10 protein-coding genes and 3 rRNA genes are annotated in these 18305 nt (G+C 65.7%); 1 reads left to right on the forward strand and 12 read right to left on the reverse strand.

What is annotated here, in order from left to right:
• Positions 1-434 precede the first annotated feature (434 nt).
• The 4 genes from ndk to LCN96_RS43645 all read right to left on the reverse strand — a co-directional run bounded on the left by ndk (position 435) and on the right by LCN96_RS43645 (position 4338).
• Positions 435-845: a nucleoside-diphosphate kinase gene (ndk, locus tag LCN96_RS43630; RefSeq protein WP_090773482.1), complete on the reverse strand. Its 411-nt coding sequence runs from the start codon at positions 843-845 to the stop codon at positions 435-437.
• A gap of 153 nt (positions 846-998) precedes the next feature.
• Complete coding sequence (locus LCN96_RS43635; RefSeq protein ID WP_225268266.1) at positions 999-2639, reverse strand: hypothetical protein; 1641 nt, start codon at positions 2637-2639, stop codon at positions 999-1001.
• A 68-nt stretch (positions 2640-2707) separates the two neighbouring features.
• A complete protein-coding gene (locus LCN96_RS43640) occupies positions 2708-3052 on the reverse strand; it encodes a DUF4233 domain-containing protein (protein WP_225268267.1) in 345 nt (114 codons plus the stop codon).
• Positions 3049-4338, reverse strand: coding sequence for a bifunctional folylpolyglutamate synthase/dihydrofolate synthase (locus tag LCN96_RS43645; RefSeq protein WP_225268268.1), 1290 nt, complete (start codon positions 4336-4338; stop codon positions 3049-3051). Before LCN96_RS43645 ends, LCN96_RS43640 begins: the two co-directional genes overlap by 4 nt.
• Positions 4339-4525: 187 nt before the next feature.
• Here LCN96_RS43645 and LCN96_RS43650 point away from each other — a divergent pair, with 187 nt between their 5' ends.
• Positions 4526-5344 carry a dioxygenase family protein gene (locus LCN96_RS43650; protein ID WP_225268269.1) on the forward strand — a complete coding sequence of 273 codons (819 nt, stop codon included), beginning with the start codon at positions 4526-4528 and terminating at the stop codon, positions 5342-5344.
• 157 nt (positions 5345-5501) lie between these two features.
• On the opposite strand, the gene rrf is transcribed toward LCN96_RS43650, so the two are convergent.
• The 8 genes from rrf to tig all read right to left on the reverse strand — a co-directional run bounded on the left by rrf (position 5502) and on the right by tig (position 18282).
• Positions 5502-5618 (reverse strand): 5S ribosomal RNA (gene rrf / locus LCN96_RS43655).
• Between the two features lie 63 nt (positions 5619-5681).
• Positions 5682-8785, reverse strand: a 23S ribosomal RNA gene (locus LCN96_RS43660).
• A gap of 292 nt (positions 8786-9077) precedes the next feature.
• Positions 9078-10596 (reverse strand): 16S ribosomal RNA (locus LCN96_RS43665).
• Together the 16S, 23S and 5S rRNA genes form the textbook arrangement of a ribosomal RNA operon.
• A 433-nt stretch (positions 10597-11029) precedes the next feature.
• Positions 11030-13603 carry a valine--tRNA ligase gene (locus tag LCN96_RS43670; protein WP_225268270.1) on the reverse strand — a complete coding sequence of 858 codons (2574 nt, stop codon included), beginning with the start codon at positions 13601-13603 and terminating at the stop codon, positions 11030-11032.
• Positions 13604-13690: 87 nt separating this feature from the next.
• Positions 13691-14974, reverse strand: coding sequence for an ATP-dependent Clp protease ATP-binding subunit ClpX (gene clpX / locus LCN96_RS43675; RefSeq protein ID WP_225268271.1), 1284 nt, complete (start codon positions 14972-14974; stop codon positions 13691-13693).
• 184 nt (positions 14975-15158) lie between these two features.
• Entirely contained in the window at positions 15159-15782 is a 624-nt protein-coding gene (locus LCN96_RS43680; RefSeq protein ID WP_148439846.1) for an ATP-dependent Clp protease proteolytic subunit, read from the reverse strand.
• Between the two features lie 11 nt (positions 15783-15793).
• Entirely contained in the window at positions 15794-16426 is a 633-nt protein-coding gene (locus LCN96_RS43685) for a ClpP family protease (protein WP_225268272.1), read from the reverse strand.
• Between the two features lie 461 nt (positions 16427-16887).
• A complete protein-coding gene (tig, locus tag LCN96_RS43690) occupies positions 16888-18282 on the reverse strand; it encodes a trigger factor (RefSeq protein ID WP_225268273.1) in 1395 nt (464 codons plus the stop codon).
• Between the last annotated feature and the right edge of the window lie 23 nt (positions 18283-18305).

Below are 18305 nucleotides of genomic sequence, written 5' to 3' on the forward strand. Positions count from 1 at the left end.
GCCCTCCGTAACGTCGTTCGCGAATGACTACGGATCGAATTCGAATCGTAACGTGACGTACCCACCGATGCGCGCAATGAGCCATCGCGCCCATCAAAAATCTCCAGCCCCAAGCTCAACCTCAATTTTGCCCGGATTGCACCACAACATCCGCTCAGAGCCTGGAACGATCCAACAACCAATTGCGGGAAACCATACGGTAAGCGTCCGACAAAATCTCGCCCGCCACTTGCCTCCCGCCGGCTTCCGGCCCGAGAAACAGGATCCACCACGCGGATCCGGCAGTACGCAAACGCCACCCGGCACACGGCACGGCCGCCGGCCCGCGCACGCGACGAACGCCGCACAGCACCGACGCGAGGACTCCGCACCACACAAAAACGCGCGCCCCCACGGCCGAAGCCGCGAAGGCGCGCGAAGGAACCGCTGAGGACCTAGAACCGGTCCGGGAAGAAGATCTTGATCTCGCGAGCCGCCGACTCGGGCGAGTCGGAGCCGTGCACCACGTTCTCGCCGATCTCGAGGGCGTGGTCACCGCGGATCGTCCCCGGAGCCGACTTGACCGGGTCGGTGGCGCCGGCCAGCGCACGGAAGGCCTCGACGGCGCGCGGCCCCTCCAGCACCAGGGCGACGAGCGGCCCCGAGGTGATGAACTCGACGAGCTCACCGAAGAACGGCCGCTCGGAGTGCTCGGCGTAGTGCGCCTTGGCGGTGTCGGCGTCGAGGGTGCGCAGGTCCATCGCCACGACCTTGAGGCCCTTGCGCTCCACACGGGCGATCACGTCACCGATGAGGCCGCGCTTAACCCCGTCGGGCTTGATCAGGACAAGAGTGCGCTCGGACACTTGGAGTTCTCCTTCGAACAGAGTGGGGTCGCGACTACAGGCATCGGCCCGGTCGCGAAGACGCGTCGCGGGGCACGCGCCCACGCGTCGCCGTGGCAGGGCCCTCAGCTTACCGTCCCGGCCCCTGCCCTCGTTGACACGACGGAACCCAGCCTAGGAGGACCCGCCGTCCTCCGGCGACGGCCCCTGCGCCGGCACGGCCGCCCCCTTGACCCGGAAAGCGGCCCCACCCTGGTCGAACGCCCCTCGCGCCGACACGGGCAGCACCACGCGCGGGATCGCCCCGGTGGGCCCCTCCTCCTCGCCGACGCCCGGATCAGGCGCCGGCACCAGCAGCACGTCCGCGGGCGCGGACGGCGGGACGCCCGCCGGACCGCCCACGGAAAGATCCGCAGAGGCGGTCGCGGGAGGATCCGCGGGAGCGGTCGGCGGAAGGCCCGCACAGGGCGGCTCCGTGGCCGGCACCGGCTCCTCCAGCGCGGCCCCGGATCCGGACCGCCGCGCCATCACGGCGGCCAGCACGATGATCGCCACCACGAGGAACCCCCCGATCAACGACCACCAGTGCAACGCCCCCACGAAGCTGTCGACCAGCTCCTGAGCCGACCGCACCCCGTCCAGCATCGCCATCTGCACCCCCGTGCCGAGCAGGAACCCCGCCAGCACGCCCGTACAGCCCAGCGACAGCCCGAACACCGCGGCCCCGGCACCCACCCCCTGCAGCGCCGCCGTCAACGCCACCGCCGCGCCCACCGCGAGCAGGCTGAACGGCACGGCCAGCACCATCCCGTCGGCCGACGGCACCACGAGCCGCACCGAGCAGAGCCCGACCACCATGGCCAGCAGCCCCATGGGTGCCAGCCAGCGCCCGGCGGCCCGGGTGAACAACCGCACCGCGACGGAGGCGACGATCGCGAGCAGCCCGGCCGCCACGTACGGCACCCAGAGGCCGCGCAGCCCCGGACCGCCGAGCCCGCCCATCTCCACCAGCGTGACCTGCGCGGCGCTGGGCAGCAGCACGACGCCGACCGCCACCATCGTGTACGCCGGCGTCCGGTCCCGCGCAGCCCCGGTCGAGGCCAGCGCCAGCAGCCCCACGACCGCCACCGCCGCCAGCAGGATCACCGGCAGGGCACGCCAGCCCTCGCTGGCCGTGCTGATCGCCACGGCCGCGATCGCCGCGGCGGGCACCGCCGCCAGCAGCAGCCGCCCGCGCTCGCGCAGGTCGGGGACGGGCGTCTCGGGCCGCCCGAGCAGCATCCAGGCGACCAGGTGAACCGCGGCCAGGCCGAGCGCGACACCCGTCACGAGCGGATACGGCTGCAGCGTGACCCGCCAGCTGCTCACCTCGTCGAGCGGCCACAGCGCGAGCGCCTGCGCCGCGAGCAGGCTCAGCCCGAACACGCCCACCCACAGGGCCCGCAGGACCGGCACCCGGTCCCACACGGCCGCCAGCGTGGTGGTGAGGACGAGCCCGGCGCCGAGGCCGCGCAGCACGCGCACCGCGCCGACGACGAGCTCTGAGCCCGCGTACCCGCCCGCGGCCTCGGACAGCGCCACCAGCGCCAGCCCGGCGACCAGCAGGTGCGCGGCGGGCACCCGGCGCAGCGCCACGCCCGTCAGAGGGACGGCCAGCATCAGCGCGGGCAGCGCGAGCCCGTGCGTGCGCATGAGCCCGGCCTGGTCGAGGCCCGGCGGCAGCAGCCTGGCGACGACGGACAGGGTGTTGGGGATCGCGACGACCGCCAGAGGCAGCGACGCCACGACCAGGAGCCCGAGCAACGTGTCGAGCAACCAGGAATGTCTGAGGCGCGCCTGATGCGGCGGCCGTGTGACTGGGGGGACGGCCATGTAGGCCGACTTTAGCGGGAAGTAGCGCCCTCGACACGGCGAGCGACGATAATCGCCGTGATCCACAGTGCGGTGAAGATCGCGCCGAGGAAGAACATGCTCGTCACCAGGAAGCCCGTGCAGATCGCGAGCACCTGCACGACGCTGCCCAGCACGTACCCGAAAGGCCGCTTGAGCAGGCCGGCCGCGACCACGCACAACACGGCCAGGCCGATCCCGACCGTCACGGCCAGCGCCGGCTCGACCCCGCCCACACTGATCGCCACGGGCGTGACCAGCGCGGCCACGATCGCCTCCATGCCGAGCACGCTGGCGCCGAGCCTGCGCATGCCGGGGGTGACCTCGAAGTTCATCATGTGCCGTCCGCCTTGAGCAGCAACCGGGCGTCGCCCGCCGTCACGACGGACCCGGTGATGAGCACGCCCGTGCCGCTGAACTCGCCCTCGGCATCGGCCATGCCGATCGCCCTGTCGATGGCGTCGTCGAGCCGCTCGACGACGTGCACGCGGTCCTCGCCGAACAACGGGACGGCGAGCGCCGCCAGCTCGTCGGCCGTCAGGGACCTGGGTGAGGAGTTACGGGTCACGACGATCTCGTCGAGGATCGGCTCCAGCAGCTCCAGCAGCGCATCGACGTCCTTGTCACGCATGACTGCGATCACGCCGATCACCTTGGCGAAGTCGAACGCCTCGTGCAGCCCCTCCAGGGTCGCCTGCATGCCGCCAGGGTTGTGGGCGGCGTCGATCACGACCGTCGGCGTGCGCCGCACGACCTCCATCCGCCCCGGCGACGACGCCTGGGCGAACGCGGCGCGGACCAGCTCCACGTCGAGCGGGTCGTCGCCACCCGTCAGCGCCTCGACGGCAGCCAGCGCGCAGACGGCGTTGCTCGCCTGGTGAGCGCCGTACAGCGGCAGGTAGACCTCCTCGTAGACGCCCTTGAGGCCGCGCAGCGTGAGCAGCTGCCCGCCGATCGCCACCTCCCGGCTCAGCACGCCGAACTCCAGCCCCTCACGGGCCACGACGGCGCCCACGTCGGCGACGCGCCGCATCAGCACCTCGGCGGCGGCCAGCTCCTGCTGCGCGAGGATGGCGGTCGCGCCGGCCTTGATGATGCCCGCCTTCTCACCGGCGATGCTGGGGATGTCGGGCCCGAGCCGGTCGGTGTGGTCGAGCGAGATGGGCGTGATCACCGACACGGTGCCGTCGGCGACGTTCGTCGCGTCCCACGACCCGCCCATGCCGGTCTCGATGACGGCGACGTCGACCGGGGTGTCGGCGAAGGCCGCGAACGCCATGGCCGTCAGCAGCTCGAAGAACTGGATGCGCCGCCCCTGCGTGTCGGCCAGCTCGACGTACGGGATGACCTCCTCGTAGACCTGGGAGAAGCGCTCCTCGCTCAGCGGCTCCCCGTCGACGGTGATCCGCTCGCGCATCGACACCAGGTGCGGGCTGGTGAACCGCCCCACCCGCAGGTTGCGCTCCCTGAGCAGCGCCTCGGTCAGCCGGGCCGTGCTCGTCTTGCCGTTGGTGCCGGCGATGTGTATGACAGGGTACGCCCGCTGCGGCGAGCCCAGCAGGTCAAGAAGGGCCGCGACCCGGTCGAGCGTCGGCTCGAAATCCCACTCGACGCCACGATCCATGATCGCGCGTTCAACCGCACGAAAATCCACCCTTCAACCCTACTGACCGCCGGCAGCAGTCCGTACGCGGGGCGAACATATTGCCGAGCATATAGAAAAGTGGAGGGTACCGGCCCCGACAGCCCGGGTGCCACCTTGGGAAACAGCCTGCCCCACCCCCCGGCGGGCCGCTCTTGAGGAGGCAATCGTGGACGGCGAGCACACTCGCGCGGAAAAGCAGACCGGCATCAGCAGAAAGACGCTGTTCAAAGCGGCACTCATAGCGACACCTGTCCCCTTACTCGCCGGACAGGTGCCGGCCCTCGCCCGGCAGACAGCACAGAGCGGCGGCCCGCTCACCCCCACCCCCTACTGCGATGACGGCGACGACCCGACCATCCCGCAGACGGAGGGCCCCTACTTCAAGCCGAACTCCCCGCAGCGCGCGGTCCTGCCCGGCGCCGGCGTCTCGCTCACGGTCAGCGGGTACGTCTTCGGTCTCGCCTGCCAGCCCCTGGCCAACGTGCTGCTGGACTTCTGGCAGGCCGACAACAACGGCGCGTACGACAACGTCACCTACAACTTCCGCGGTCACCAGTACACCAACGCCCAGGGCGCCTTCAAGCTCACCACGATCGTCCCCGGCCTCTACCCCGGCCGCACCCGGCACATCCACGTCAAGGCGCAGGCTCCGGGCCGGCCGGTCCTGACGACGCAGCTCTACTTCCCCGGCGAGCCACGCAACAACACCGACACCATCTTCGACCCCCGCCTCCTCATGAACGTCAGGACGGTGGGGACACGCAGGGAGGCCACGTTCGACTTCGTGCTCAACGTCCCGGGCGTACCGCCCACGGACCCACCGACAAGTCCGCCTCCGGGCGGCGGCACCTGGCAGGTTGGGGTGACCTACCAGGCGGGTGACCGGGTCACCTATGGCGGCGCGGCTTATCGGTGCCTGCAGGGGCATCAGTCACAGGCGGGCTGGGAACCACCCAACGTGCCCGCCCTGTGGCAACGCGCCTGACCCACACGGTCCCCGAACGCAAGAGAGGGCCACTCCGGCTGCTGGGGGTGGCCCTCGTTGCGTACAAAAAAGGGCCCAACGCGCCGGCGTCGGGGCCCTCTCTCCTGGAAAAGCGAAGAGGCCCCGACGCTCAGCATCGGGGCCTCTCCAAACGATTGTCCGGCGGTGACCTACTCTCCCACACCCTCCCGAGTGCAGTACCATCGGCGCAGAGAAGCTTAACTTCCGGGTTCGGAATGTAACCGGGTGTTTCCTTCCCGCCATAACCGCCGTAACCCTGCGAAACAGCACTGGTTGCTGTCTCAGAATTGCCTAGTGGACGCGAGCAAGATGCTTTGTGGTCAAGTCCTCGGCCTATTAGTACCGGTCAGCTCCACACGTTACCGTGCTTCCACCTCCGGCCTATCAACCCGGTCGTCTACCGGGAGCCTTACCCACTCTCGTGGTGGGAGACCTCATCTCAAGGCGAGCTTCCCGCTTAGATGCTTTCAGCGGTTATCCCTTCCGAACGTAGCCAACCAGCCGTGCACCTGGCGGTACAACTGGCACACCAGAGGTTCGTCCGTCCCGGTCCTCTCGTACTAGGGACAGCCCCTTTCAAGTCTCCTGCGCGCGCAGCGGATAGGGACCGAACTGTCTCGCGACGTTCTAAACCCAGCTCGCGTACCGCTTTAATGGGCGAACAGCCCAACCCTTGGGACCTACTCCAGCCCCAGGATGCGACGAGCCGACATCGAGGTGCCAAACCATCCCGTCGATATGGACTCTTGGGGAAGATCAGCCTGTTATCCCCGGGGTACCTTTTAGCCGTTGAGCGACACCGCTTCCACACGCCGATGCCGGATCACTAGTCCCAGCTTTCGCTCCTGCTCGACCCGTCAGTCTCACAGTCAAGCTCCCTTGTGCACTTACACTCGACACCTGATTGCCAACCAGGCTGAGGGAACCTTTGGGCGCCTCCGTTACCCTTTAGGAGGCAACCGCCCCAGTTAAACTACCCACCAGACACTGTCCCCGATCCGGATCACGGACCAGAGTTAGACGTTCAAAACGACCAGAGTGGTATTTCACCAATGACTCCACCCGAACTAGCGTCCGAGCTTCCCAGTCTCCCACCTATCCTACACAAGACGCTCCAAACGCCAATGTCAAGCTGTAGTGAAGGTCCCGGGGTCTTTCCGTCCTGCTGCGCGTAACGAGCATCTTTACTCGTAGTGCAATTTCGCCGGGTCTGCGGTTGAGACAGCGGGGAAGTCGTTACGCCATTCGTGCAGGTCGGAACTTACCCGACAAGGAATTTCGCTACCTTAGGATGGTTATAGTTACCACCGCCGTTTACCGGCGCTTAAGTTCTCACCTTCGCCCAGCAAGCTGAGCTAAGCGGTCCCCTTAACGTTCCGGCACCGGGCAGGCGTCAGTCCGTATACATCGTCTTACGACTTCGCACGGACCTGTGTTTTTAGTAAACAGTCGCTTCCCCCTGGCCACTGCGACCCCCACCAGCTCCGAGTGCAAGACTCATCACCAGCAGAGGTCCCCCTTCTCCCGAAGTTACGGGGGCAATTTGCCGAGTTCCTTAACCACAGTTCACCCGATCGCCTTAGTATTCTCTACCTGACCACCTGAGTCGGTTTAGGGTACGGGCCGCCACAACACTCACTAGAGGCTTTTCTCGGCAGCATAGGATCATCCACTTCACCACAATCGGCTCGGCATCACATCTCAGGCATAAGGAACGCGGATTTGCCTACGTTCCGCCCTACATGCTTACCCCAGGACAACCATCGCCTGGGCTGGACTACCTTCCTGCGTCACCCCATCGCTTACCTACTACCCAATCAGGCCGAGCGTTCACTCTGACCCCAAGCCCGAAGGCTTTAGGCGAGTTAAGGACTCTTAGTATCAAGGGGTTCAGTATGGGCGCATTGAAGCGGGTACGGGAATATCAACCCGTTGTCCATCGACTACGCCTGTCGGCCTCGCCTTAGGTCCCGACTTACCCTGGGCGGATTAGCCTGGCCCAGGAACCCTTGGTCATCCGGCGCGAGGGTTTCTCACCCTCGATTCGCTACTCATGCCTGCATTCTCACTCGCACAGCCTCCACAACTAGATCACTCTGCTGCTTCACCGGCTGCACGACGCTCCCCTACCCATCAACTCCACATGGGAGTCAATGCCACGACTTCGGCGGTGTACTTGAGCCCCGCTACATTGTCGGCGCAGAATCACTTGACCAGTGAGCTATTACGCACTCTTTCAAGGGTGGCTGCTTCTAAGCCAACCTCCTGGTTGTCTCTGCGACTCCACATCCTTTCCCACTTAGCACACGCTTAGGGGCCTTAGTCGGTGATCTGGGCTGTTTCCCTCTCGACTACGAACCTTATCGCCCGCAGTCTCACTGCCACGCTCTCACTTACCGGCATTCGGAGTTTGGCTGACGTCAGTAACCTTGTCGGGCCCATCGGCCATCCAGTGCTCTACCTCCGGCAAGAAACACGCGACGCTGCACCTAAATGCATTTCGGGGAGAACCAGCTATCACGGAGTTTGATTGGCCTTTCACCCCTACACACAGATCATCCCCCAGGTTTTCAACCCTGGTGGGTTCGGTCCTCCACCCAGTCTTACCTGAGCTTCAACCTGCCCATGCGTAGATCACTCCGCTTCGGGTCTACAGCATGCGACTCAAACGCCCTCTTCAGACTCGCTTTCGCTACGGCTCCCCCACACGGGTTAACCTCGCCACACACCATAACTCGCAGGCTCATTCTTCAAAAGGCACGCAGTCACATCACACAGAAGCAAGCTCCTGTACGCTCCTACGGCTTGTAGGCACACGGTTTCAGGTACTATTTCACGACCCCTCACCGGGGCACTTTTCACCTTTCCCTCACGGTACTCGTGCACTATCGGTCATCAGGGAGTATTTAGGCTTACCAGGTGGTCCTGGCAGATTCACACAGGATTCCTCGAGCCCCGTGCTACTTGGGATCCCCTCCAGCAGTCGACAAGGTTTCGCCTACCCGGCTCTCACGGTCTACGGCAGCCCTTCCCAGAGCTTTCAACTACCCCATCGATTTATCACTGCTCGAAGCAGCGGCAGCCACTTCAAGAAGGTCCCACGACCCCGGACATGCAACGCCTGCCGGCTATCACACACGCCCGGTTTAGCCTCATCCGCTTTCGCTCACCACTACTCACGGAATCACTGTTGTTTTCTCTTCCTACGGGTACTGAGATGTTTCACTTCCCCGCGTTACCACCAACCGCCCTATACATTCAGGCGGAGGCAACACCACATGACTGGTGCTAGGTTTCCCCATTCGGACATCCCCGGATCAACGTCTGGTTGGCGACTCCCCGAGGCTTAACGCAGCCTCCCACGTCCTTCATCGGCTCCTGATGCCAAGGCATCCACCGTGTGCCCTAAAAAACTTGGCCACAAAGATGCTCGCGTCCACTATGCAAATCTCAAACAACAAACAGCAAACCACCGCCACAGACATATGCATGCCTGCTTGAGTGGTCCTGTCCCAGAAGAACCGGTCGCCCGTTTCCTCAGGACCCAACAGTGTGTCCAACCAGCCGGCACCCCCAGACGACCCCGTTCCCACTCCCCTTACGAGGCGGTACTAGCGGCCCGGCGATGCCTGCCGGTTGAGTAGCCAGTGCTCCACTAGTGAGCTGTCACCCCACCACACATTCGGCGGTGATAGGTGAGAGTGCTCCTTAGAAAGGAGGTGATCCAGCCGCACCTTCCGGTACGGCTACCTTGTTACGACTTCGTCCCAATCGCCAGCCCCACCTTCGACCGCTCCCCCCCTTACGGGTTGGGCCACGGGCTTCGGGTGTTGCCGACTTTCGTGACGTGACGGGCGGTGTGTACAAGGCCCGGGAACGTATTCACCGCAGCATTGCTGATCTGCGATTACTAGCGACTCCGACTTCATGGGGTCGAGTTGCAGACCCCAATCCGAACTGAGACCGGCTTTTAGGGATTCGCTCCACCTCACGGTATCGCAACCCTCTGTACCGGCCATTGTAGCATGTTTGCAGCCCAAGACATAAGGGGCATGATGACTTGACGTCATCCCCACCTTCCTCCGAGTTGACCCCGGCAGTCCCCCATGAGTCCCCAGCACGCCGAAGCGCCTGCTGGCAACATGGAGCAAGGGTTGCGCTCGTTGCGGGACTTAACCCAACATCTCACGACACGAGCTGACGACAGCCATGCACCACCTGTCACCCAGTCCGAAGAGGGCTCTGTCTCCAGAGCTTTCCGGGTGATGTCAAACCTTGGTAAGGTTCTTCGCGTTGCGTCGAATTAAGCAACATGCTCCGCCGCTTGTGCGGGCCCCCGTCAATTCCTTTGAGTTTTAGCCTTGCGGCCGTACTCCCCAGGCGGGGCGCTTAATGCGTTAGCTCCGGCACGGAGATCGTGGAAGATCCCCACACCTAGCGCCCAACGTTTACAGCGTGGACTACCAGGGTATCTAATCCTGTTCGCTCCCCACGCTTTCGCTCCTCAGCGTCAGGTAAGGCCCAGCAAGCCGCCTTCGCCACCGGTGTTCCTCCTGATATCTGCGCATTTCACCGCTACACCAGGAATTCCACTTGCCCCTACCTACCTCTAGCCGGCCCGTATCCACCGCAGACCCGCAGTTAAGCTGCGGGCTTTCACGGCAGACGCGACCAGCCACCTACGAGCTCTTTACGCCCAATAATTCCGGACAACGCTTGCGCCCTACGTATTACCGCGGCTGCTGGCACGTAGTTAGCCGGCGCTTCTTCTGCAGGTACACGTCAACTTCGTCCCTGCTGAAAGAGGTTTACAACCCGAAGGCCGTCATCCCCCACGCGGCGTCGCTGCGTCAGGCTTCCGCCCATTGCGCAATATTCCCCACTGCTGCCTCCCGTAGGAGTCTGGGCCGTGTCTCAGTCCCAGTGTGGCCGGTCGCCCTCTCAGGCCGGCTACCCGTCGTCGCCTTGGTAGGCCACTACCCCACCAACAAGCTGATAGGCCGCGAGCCCATCCCCGACCGAAAAACTTTCCACCACCACCCGATGCCGGAGGCGGTCGTATCCGGTATTAGACCCAGTTTCCCGGGCTTATCCCAGAGTCAGGGGCAGGTTGCTCACGTGTTACTCACCCGTTCGCCGCTCGAGTACCCCGAAGGGCCTTTCCGCTCGACTTGCATGTGTTAAGCACGCCGCCAGCGTTCGTCCTGAGCCAGGATCAAACTCTCCAAACAATGTCTGGATTATTCATCCGAGCAAAATCCATCAAGAATCATGTCTTGACGAGGTGTTGCATGAAAATCATGCACTGGCTTTTAACACACTGTTGAGTTCTCAAGAAACGGACGCGTTCATCCGCACCCAAGTCCTTCCGGACCTCGGTGCGCGAGGCGCACATTTCATTTCCTTCAGTTTACCAGATCCGGACGATCCTTGTCAAACCGCCCGATCCGGGAGCTTCCGGACTCGCCTCTCTTCGAGGCAACCCTGCTAACTTACTCTAACTTTCGGCTCTTGTCCAACCGCGCGGCTGGAGCCACCCGAAAGTCGGGGTTCGTTCAGCGGGATGTCAGGGCCGATTGGCCCCGCGTTGAAAACTGTAGCAGCCTCTGGGCCGTGGAAGGTCCATCTTCGGTAACGAATGGACCTTCCCCTCGTGCGGACGGTTCAAACACCCAGGGCCGCGAGCTGGGCTTCCAGCCGTTCGATGTCGGCCGACGCCTGGCCGGCCCTGCTCCTGACCTTGTCCACCACATCCTGCGGCGCCTTGGCCATGAACTGCTCGTTGCCCAGCTTGGCCGCCACCTGCGCGGCCTCCTTGCGCGCGGCGGCCAGGTCCTTCTCCAGCCGCTTGCGCTCGGCGGCGACGTCGATGGCGCCGGCCGTGTCGATCTCCACGGTCACCGCACCCACCGTGAAGCGCGCCGTGGCATTGAACGACTCCGGCGGCTCCGTCAGCCGCAGCAGCGACCTGATCGCCGACTCCTGCCCGGACAGCGGCGTGCCTCTCAGCCCGAGCCGCGCCGCGACCTTCTGGCCGGGCTTGAGCCCTTGGTCCGAGCGGAACCTGCGGACCTCCGTCACCAGCTCCTGCAGCGCCGCGATCTCCGCCTCCGCGGCGGGATCCACGTAACGCTCCTCGCGCAGCGGCCACGGGGCCACCACGACCGACTCCCCGCCGGTGACGGCCCGCCACAGCTCCTCGGTCACGAACGGCACCAGCGGGTGCAGCAACCTCAGCAGCGCGTCGAGCACGTGGCCGAGCACCTGCCTGGTGTGCTCCTGCCCCTCACCGAGCTGGATCTTGGCCAGCTCCAGGTACCAGTCGCAGACCTCGTCCCAGGCGAAGTGGTAGAGCAGATCAGACGCCTTGGCGAACTCGAACTCCTCCAGGGCGGCATCGGCCGCCGCGATCACCGACTGCAGGCGCGAGAGGATCCACCGATCGGCCGCCGTCAGCTCGGCGCCGTCGAGCGAGCCCACAGCCGCGCCGTTCATCAGGGCGAACCGAGTCGCGTTCCAGATCTTGTTGCAGAAGTTGCGCGAGCCGGCCGCCCACTCCTCGCTCACCGCCACGTCCGCGCCGGGATTGGCGCCGCGCAGCAGGGTGAACCGGGTGGCGTCGGCGCCGAAGCGGTCGACCCAGTCGAGCGGGTCGACCACGTTGCCGAACGACTTCGACATCTTCTTGCCGTACTGGTCGCGGACCATGCCGTGCAGCGCGACGACCCGGAAGGGCGGCTCGCCGTCCATGGCGTACAGGCCGAACATCATCATCCTGGCGACCCAGAAGAACAGGATGTCGTAGCCGGTGACCAGCACGGAGGTCGGGTAGAAGCGCTCCAGCTCGGCCGTGCGGTCGGGCCAGCCGAGAGTGGAGAACGGCCACAGCCCGGAGGAGAACCAGGTGTCGAGGACGTCGGAGTCCTGGGTGTAGCCGGCCGGCGGCTCCTCGTCCGGGCCGACGCAGACGACCTCGCCGCCTGGGCCGTACCAGACCGGGATGCGGTGACCCCACCAGAGCTGACGGGAGATGCACCAGTCGTGCATGTCGTCGACCCAGTCGAAGTAGCGCTTGGCCAGCTCCGGCGGGTGGATGCGGGTGCGGCCGTCGCGGACGGCGTCGCCGGCGGCCTTGGCCAGCGGCGCGACGTTGACGAACCACTGCAGGGACAGCCTCGGCTCGACCACCGTCTTGCAGCGCGAGCAGTGGCCGACGGAGTGCAGGTAGGGGCGCTTCTCCGCGACGATCAGGCCTTCGGCGCGCAGCGCGGCGACCACGGCGGGGCGCGCCTCGAAACGGTCGAGCCCCTGGAACGGCCCGTGCGCGGTGATGACGCCGCGCTCGTCCATGACGGTCAGCGACGGCAGCGAATGACGCCGCCCGATCTCGAAGTCGTTGGGGTCGTGGGCGGGGGTCACCTTGACCGCGCCGGTGCCGAACGCCGGATCGACGTGCTCGTCGGCGACGACCGGGATCGTGCGGCCGGTGAGCGGCACCTCCACCATCGTGCCGATCAGATGGGCGTACCGCTCGTCGGAGGGGTGGACGGCCACGGCGGTGTCACCGAGCATGGTCTCGGCGCGCGTGGTGGCCACCACGATCTCGTCGGAGTAGCGAATCGAGACGAGCTCGCCCTCGTCCTCGCTGTGCTCGACCTCGATGTCGGACAGCGCGGTCAGGCAGCGTGGGCACCAGTTGATGATGCGCTCGGCGCGGTAGATCAGGCCGTCGTCGAACAGCTTCTTGAAGATGGTCTGCACAGCCCGCGAGAGCCCCGGGTCCATGGTGAAGCGCTCGCGCGACCAGTCGACGCCGTCGCCGAGCTTGCGCATCTGGCCGAGGATCCGGCCGCCGGACTCCTCCTTCCACTCCCAGACCCGCTCGACGAACGCCTCGCGCCCCAGGTCGTGGCGCGACTTGCCCTGCTTGGCCAGCTCGCGCTCGACGACGTTCTGGGTGGCGATGCCGGCGTGGTCCATGCCGGGCAGCCACAGCGTCTCGCGGCCCTGCATGCGGGCGCGGCGCGTGAGCGCGTCCTGGATGGAGTGGTCGAGCGCGTGCCCGATGTGCAGGACACCCGTCACGTTGGGCGGCGGGAGGACGATGCTGTACGGCTCGCGCGAGCTGCCCGGGTCGGCGCGGAAGTAGCCTTCGGATACCCAGCGCTCGTAGCTACGGGTCTCGACGTCGGCCGGTGTGTATTGAGTAGGCAGCTCTGGCGTTGTCACAGGAACCAATTCTAGGGAGGCGGGCAAGCGGAACGCCCCATGGTTTCCACCACGGGGCGTTCGGGTGCTGCCAAGGCCCGGCGACAGCCGGGCTGCTCAGGCCGACTTCTCCTGCGGCGTGTGCTGCTGCTTGACCGCGAGCTGATCGCGCGGGACGAGCGTCGGGATGGCGTGCTCCAGCACCGACTCGCGGGTGATGACCACCCGGGCGACATCCTGCCTGGAGGGCACCTCGTACATGACGGACTGGAGCACCTCCTCCAGGATGGCGCGCAGCCCGCGGGCGCCGGTGCCGCGCAGGATCGCCTGGTCGGCGATGGCCTCCAGGGCGCCGTCGGTGAACTCCAGCTCCACGCCGTCGAGCTCGAGCAGCTTGCGATACTGCTTGACCAGCGCGTTGCGCGGCTCGGTGAGGATCTGGATGAGGGCCTCGCGGTCGAGGTTGTGCACCGAGGTGATGACCGGCAGGCGGCCGACGAACTCGGGGATCATGCCGAACTTCAGCAGGTCCTCGGGCATCACGTCGGCGAAGATGTCGGCCGTGTCGATCTCTTCCTTCGACCGGATGATGGCGTTGAAGCCGATGCCCTTCTTGCCGATCCGCGACTCGATGATCTTTTCGAGGCCGGCGAACGCGCCACCGCAGATGAACAGCACGTTGGTGGTGTCGATCTGGATGAACTCCTGGTGCGGGTGCTTGCGGCCGCCCTGCGGAGGAACCGACGCGGTGGTGCCCTCCAGGATCTTCAGCAGCGCCTGCTGCACGCCCTCACCGGAGACGTCGCGCGTGATCGACGGGTTTTCGCTCTTGCGGGCGATCTTGTCGACCTCGTCGATGTAGATGATGCCGGTCTCGGCCTTCTTGACGTCGTAGTCGGCGGCCTGAATGAGCTTGAGCAGGATGTTCTCGACATCCTCGCCGACGTATCCCGCCTCTGTCAGCGCCGTGGCGTCGGCGATGGCGAAGGGTACGTTGAGCATCTTCGCCAGGGTCTGCGCCAGCAGCGTCTTGCCCGAGCCGGTGGGCCCGAGCAGCAGGATGTTGCTCTTGGCCAGCTCAAGAACGTCGTCTCTGCCCCGGTCGCCCGACTGCACCCGCTTGTAGTGGTTGTAGACCGCCACCGAGAGGGCCTTCTTCGCCTTGTCCTGACCGATGACGTAGGCGTCGAGGAACTCGTAGATCTCTCTCGGCTTGGGCAGGTTGTCCCACTTGAGCTCGGAGGACTCGGTGAGCTCCTCCTCGATGATCTCGTTGCAGAGATCGATGCACTCATCGCAGATGTAGACGCCTGGACCGGCAATGAGCTTTTTGACTTGCTTCTGACTCTTTCCGCAGAAAGAGCACTTCAGCAGGTCTCCCCCGTCGCCGATGCGTGCCACCCCAGATACTCCTTTGCGTGGGACCGCCCTGCTCCCGCGAGCAGTGTCTCCGGACATCCTCCGGACTAGGCCGAACCGCTCAGGTTTCGACGTTACCGTCTTCTGGGCCCTCAGTGAGCCCCCTAGCGGCGAGTCGCACCGGAACGTGCCCTATTGGGCAGCGCTCCGGTGCGTCACGTCTCGTCTAGGAAGCCACGGCCTGAGCTCGTTTCTTCCTGGACGGGATGATGTCGTCGATCAGACCATACGCCTTTGCCTCGTCCGCGTTGAGAATTTTGTCGCGTTCGATGTCCTTGCGGACGTCAGCGGAGGTCTTACCGGTGTGCCGGGCCACGATGTCCTCCAGCAGCGTGCGCATGCGGAGGATCTCGCGGGCCTGGATCTCGATGTCGCTGCCCTGGCCGCCACCCTCGGTGGACGGCTGGTGGATCAGCACCCGGGCGTTGGGCAGCGCGAACCGCTTGCCCGGGGTGCCGCCGGCCAGCAGCACGGCGGCCGCGGAGGCGGCCTGGCCGAGGCAGACGGTCTGGATCTCCGGCCGGACGAACTGCATCGTGTCGTAGATCGCCGTCATGGCCGTGAAGGAGCCACCGGGCGAGTTGATGTAGATGCTGATGTCACGGTCGGGGTCGAGCGACTCCAGCGTGAGCAGCTGGGCCATCACGTCGTTGGCCGACGCGTCGTCGATCTGCACCCCGAGGAAGATGATGCGGTCCTCGAAGAGCTTGTTGTACGGGTTCATCTCCTTCACGCCGTAGGACGTGCGCTCGACGAAGGAGGGGAGAACGTAACGGCTCTGGATGTTCATGTCAGCTCCCCCTAGGAAACCGGGCCCGCGGAGGGCACCTGACGCGCGCTGCGCACCACGTGGTCGATGAAGCCGTAGTCCTTGGCCTCCTCGGCCGTGAACCAGCGGTCACGGTCGGAGTCCGACTCGATCTGGTCCAGCGGCTGCCCCGTGTGGAAGGCGATCCGCTCGGCCAGCGTCTTCTTCACGTAGAGCATCTGCTCAGCCTGGATGGCGATGTCAGCGGCGGTACCGCCGATGCCGCCCGACGGCTGGTGCATCATCACCCGGGCGTGCGGCAGCGCGTAACGCTTGCCCCGCGCCCCCGCGGTGAGCAGGAACTGCCCCATCGAGGCGGCCATGCCCATCACCACGGTGGAGACGTCGTTCGGCACGTATTCCATCATGTCGTAAATCGCCATGCCCGCACTCACCGAGCCCCCGGGCGAGTTGATGTAGAGCGTGATGTCGCGCTCGGGGTCATCGGCGGCGAGCAGCAGCAGCTCGGCGCAGATGCGGTTGGCGATCTCGTCGTTGACCTCCTGCCCGAGCACAATGATGCGCTCGCGGAGCAGGCGCTGGTAAAGCTGGTCCTCAAGCCGGAAGGCGGAGCCGTTCTCACGGCCTCGAGACTCAGGCTGATAGAAGGTCGGCGGGCTGGTCACAGCGTCACCTTCCGATGCGTCGTAATCGATTGGCTTTGCTTGTGACCTTAACGCGCGCCGCCCACAGGTCATGCCCGGTCCCCCGGACTGTTCGCTGACGGCGCAGGTTCGCATGGATCGGCCGCTGTGGCCCTTCGCCGTGTCATGCGGCATTCGTCCTGGTTCTCGCCCGGCCAACCGGCGCGGCCCGCGCAGCCGCCACCTGCCGTACTCCCCTAGAGGCTCTCAGACGGCGCCCATGGTGTCGCGCGCGGGCGCGGTCTGGATGGGGAGCGTCCCCCGGCTGCCGTCCCCGCAGCGTCCATCTGAGCGCCCCGGCAGGGGGCGCACGCCCCGCGAAACCTCGCGGGCGGGCCACACCTTCCTGGTGCGAACGGCACAGTTCCGTGGTCGGGGAGGCCCTGGAGAAAAGTGAGAGCCCCCGGACCCGCAGGTCCGGGGGCTCCCGTCACGATCGAGCGTCAGGCCTCGGCCTTGTCCTCGGCCGGCTTGTCCGCGGACTCCTCGGCGTCCTCCTCGACGGGGGGCTCACCGTTGATCTCGGTGTAGATGGCCTTGAGGTCCACCTCGTTGCCGTCGGTGTCGACGACCTTGGCGGCGTCGCCCAGCACGGCCTTGGCCTTGTCGCGCACGATCTCGACCATGGCCAGCGTGAGCTGGTCGTTGTCGGCGAGGTGCTTGGCCAGCTCGTTGGGCTGCACGCCCATCTCCATGGCGCGGCGGACCACGAAGTTGGTCAGCTCCTGCTCGGAGACGCCCAGCTCCTCAGCCTTGACGATCTTGTCGAGCACGAAGCCGACCTTGATGGCGCGCGCGGAGTTCTTCTCGAACTCCTCGAAGCGCTCGTCCTCCGTCGTCTGGTACAGGCGGAAGAAGGCGTCACGGCTGAGGCCGCTCTCGGCCACCTGGTGGTCCAGGTTGTGCTTGCGCGCGTCGACCTCGGCCTTGAGCGCGCTGTCCGGCAGCGGGATCTCGATCTTCTCGAGCAGCGCGTCGAGCGCCTTCTCGCGGGCCTGGACGACCTGGTCGATGAGCTTGTTGCGGCGCGACTGCTCGCGGATGCTGTTCTTCAGCTCCTCGAGCGTGTCGAACTCGCTGGCCAGCTGGGCGAACTCGTCGTCCAGCTCGGGCAGCACCTTCTCCTTGACCGACTTGACGGTGATGATGACGTCGGCCTCCTCGCCGGCGTTCTCGCCGCCGACGAGCTCGGTCTTGAAGCTCTTCTCCTCGCCCGCGGACATGCCCTCGAGCGCGGCGTCGAGGCCCTGCAGCACGGAGCCGGCGCCGACCTCGTAGGAGACCTCGCTGGCCTGCTGCTCCTCGATGTTCTCGCCGTTGATCTCGGCGCGCAGGTCCATGACGACGAAGTCGCCGTTGGCCGCGGCGCGCTCCACGCCGGTCAGCGTGGCGAAGCGCTGGCGCAGCGCGTCGAGCTGCGTGTTCACGTCCTCGTCGGAGACCTCGGCGGAGTCGACCGTGACCTCGATGCCCTGGTAGTCGGGCACCTCGAAGTTGGGCCGGATGTCGACCTCGGCGGTGAACTCGATCTGCTCACCGTCGTCGATCTTCGTCACCTCGATGTCAGGCTGGCTGACGGGGAACACGTCGGCCTCGTCGACGGCCTGGCCATACAGCTTGGGCACCGCGTCGTTGAGGGTCTCCTCCAGCACTACCGCCCGGCCGAAGCGCTGTTCGATGATGCGGGCCGGAACCTTGCCAGGCCGGAACCCGGGGACGCGCACCTGCTGCGCGACCTTCTTGTACGCCGCATCCATGCTCGGGCGCAGCTCCTCGAACGGCACCTCGACAGTGAGCTTGACCCGGGTCGGGCTGAGCTCCTCGACAGCGGTCTTCACGGAATGGTCTCCTTGATCAAGCT

Source organism: Nonomuraea gerenzanensis (assembly GCF_020215645.1).
Lineage (GTDB): Bacteria > Actinomycetota > Actinomycetes > Streptosporangiales > Streptosporangiaceae > Nonomuraea > Nonomuraea gerenzanensis.

Excerpts from the sequence above, each read along its gene's own strand:
- LCN96_RS43640 (WP_225268267.1), bottom strand. The coding sequence starts at position 3,052 with ATGATGAACTTCGAGGTCACCCCCGGCATGCGCAGGCTCGGCGCCAGC.
- LCN96_RS43645 (WP_225268268.1), bottom strand. The coding sequence starts at position 4,338 with ATGGATCGTGGCGTCGAGTGGGATTTCGAGCCGACGCTCGACCGGGTC.
- LCN96_RS43680 (WP_148439846.1), bottom strand. The coding sequence starts at position 15,782 with ATGAACATCCAGAGCCGTTACGTTCTCCCCTCCTTCGTCGAGCGCACG.